At 61.2% G+C, this 2,146-nt stretch carries 2 protein-coding genes and 1 pseudogene; 1 reads left to right on the top strand and 2 read right to left on the bottom strand.

The genetic code is table 11. The features are described 5' to 3' along the window. Positions 1 to 211: pseudogene (locus EOA86_RS31885) on the bottom strand (GNAT family N-acetyltransferase); the annotation flags it as partial. Between the two features lie 50 nt (positions 212 to 261). After that, positions 262 to 828 (bottom strand): XRE family transcriptional regulator, encoded by a 567-nt coding sequence (locus EOA86_RS31880; protein WP_127209632.1) that lies wholly within the window; start codon positions 826 to 828, stop codon positions 262 to 264. A 156-nt stretch (positions 829 to 984) separates the two neighbouring features. Here EOA86_RS31880 and EOA86_RS31875 point away from each other — a divergent pair. Further along, positions 985 to 2,146 (top strand): ATP-binding protein (locus tag EOA86_RS31875; protein ID WP_128345240.1); only part of this gene is annotated, 1,162 nt, incomplete at its 3' end.

The raw sequence follows: 2,146 nt of genomic DNA, 5'->3' as shown, positions 1-2,146 counted from the left end.
GAGCCTCGCCGTCCCAGGCGCCGAGCACAGCTCTTTCGCCTCTTGCAGCCGCAATAAGCGACTTCCTCCAGAAGGCGCCTGCGGCGTCCGGCGCCAGCGGATGCATGAAACTGACCGATCCACCGGCCGCTACCGTCTCGATCAGCATATCGACCAGCATTGCATGCGTTTGCGCAGTTTGTGTCAGCGCCTTGATTTCGATGGAACTCATGCGTGCAAGATCCCTGGAGTGAGATCGGGCCATAAGATGCGGCCCTGTCATCAGCCTCTGGCCAGCGCCACCAGATACTCGGCGGCGTCCGGTCCCGGAGCGTGGAAGCTGCAATCCGACGGCGCGCCAAGTGCCAGGCAGTCACCCGGTTCGAGACTGTGGACGACGTCGCCCTCGGTGAATTCCAGCCGTCCGGACATCAGCCATATCTGTTGTCTGATGAAGGCATAGGACGCTGCCGGAAAGCTCACCTTGGCTCCCGCCGGCAATTGAACCCGGATCAGCTCGAGCGGCATATCCGAGACCGGCGAAAGATGCCGCCTGACATAGCCGGTTGCGGGATCGCGCCAAAGCGGTTGATCGCTTTCGCGAAGCAGCCCGCCGCCTTGCAGCTCGGCCCGCGCGATGAGAGTGGAAAGCGTCATGCCGAAGGCCGCGGCGACCCGCACGAGAAGTGCTGCGGTCGGGCTCGTCTTGCCGCGCTCTATCGTGCTGAGCATAGCTTTCGACACGTCGGACCGGTCTGCGAGCTCCGCCAGCGACCAGGCCCTCAAGGCTCTTTCGGAGCGTATTCGCCTGCCGATGGTCGAGGATATGTCGTTCGCTATATCAGTCATTCATCCGGTATAACGAAATTTTAGCTTAGAGCAAGGCGCCGATCAAAATTCAATTTTCACGAATGGCTTAATTGCTCTTACACCATCCGACCTCACCCCACCTTAACCTCGTCGATGTAAGGTCGATCGCCTGGGGAAATGGGAAACAGCCTGTCCATGTTCGTCGACCGCGAAGCCTCCGTCGGAGAGCCGACATTGCAGGAGCGCCGCAAGGCGGAGCAGAACGACAAGCGCATTCTGGGCAATGTCGTCCAGTGCGACGGCGCGCGCGCCACCATCAGCGCCTATGCCGCCGATGTCGAAGGCACGGTCACCGGCCATTGGAGCGTCGGCAAGATGATCTCCATCAACCTTGGCGCCACGCGAACCGTCGGCCTGGTCTACGAGATCGGCAAGTCGGATCGCGCCTGGAGCAATGCGGGCCAGAACCCAATCGAGGTCAAAATCGAGCTCATCGGCGAGGTGCGCGACGGCGCCGAGCCCGGCACCAAACCGATTTTCGACCGCGGTATCACCACCTATCCGCATATCGGCGCCATCGCCCACCGCATCCGCAGCCGCGACTTGCAGGCGGTCTATGATCTCGCCGGACGTCATTCGATTACCATCGGAACGCTGTCACAGGATGAGGCGATCGACGCCAACATCGCCATTGACGACACGCTGGCGCGCCATTTCGCCATTGTGGGCACCACCGGCGTCGGCAAATCCACCGCCGTCTCGCTGCTTTTGCGCAAATCGATCGCCGCTCGACCCGACCTGCGCGTTCTCATCCTCGATCCGCACAACGAGTTCGCCGCGTCCTTGCCCGAGCACTGCGTCAGGGTCGATTCGACGACGCTGGACCTGCCCTTCTGGATGTTCAAGCTCGAGGAATTTGCCGAAGTGCTGTTTCGCGGGCGCGAGACCGTGCCGGAAGAGGTCGATGCTTTGCGCGATCTCATCCCCGCAGCCAAGAACCTGTATCGCAACCCGAATTCCGGCACCTATCTCAGGCGTGGCACTGATACACTGACCGCGGACACCCCGGTGCCCTATCGCGTTGTCGATCTTATCAAGCAGATCGACGAACGCATGGGACTGCTGGAAAGCAAGAACGACCGCCCCACCCTCAAATCGCTGAAGACGCGCATCGAATCGGCAGCCTCGGATCCGCGCTACCGCTTCATGTTCAATTCGCGGCTGATCGAAGATACCATCCACGAGACGATCGGCAATATTTTTCGCGTGCCGCATCACGGGCGCCCGGTGACCTGCTTCGAGATGGCCGGCATGCCGTCGGAAGTGGTCAATTCCGTCTGTTCGGTGCTGGCGCGCC

The organism is Mesorhizobium sp. M5C.F.Ca.IN.020.32.2.1 (assembly GCF_004023105.1).
Classification (GTDB): Bacteria; Pseudomonadota; Alphaproteobacteria; order Rhizobiales; family Rhizobiaceae; genus Mesorhizobium; species Mesorhizobium wenxiniae.
This window is presented reverse-complemented; position numbering and strand designations above follow the sequence as displayed.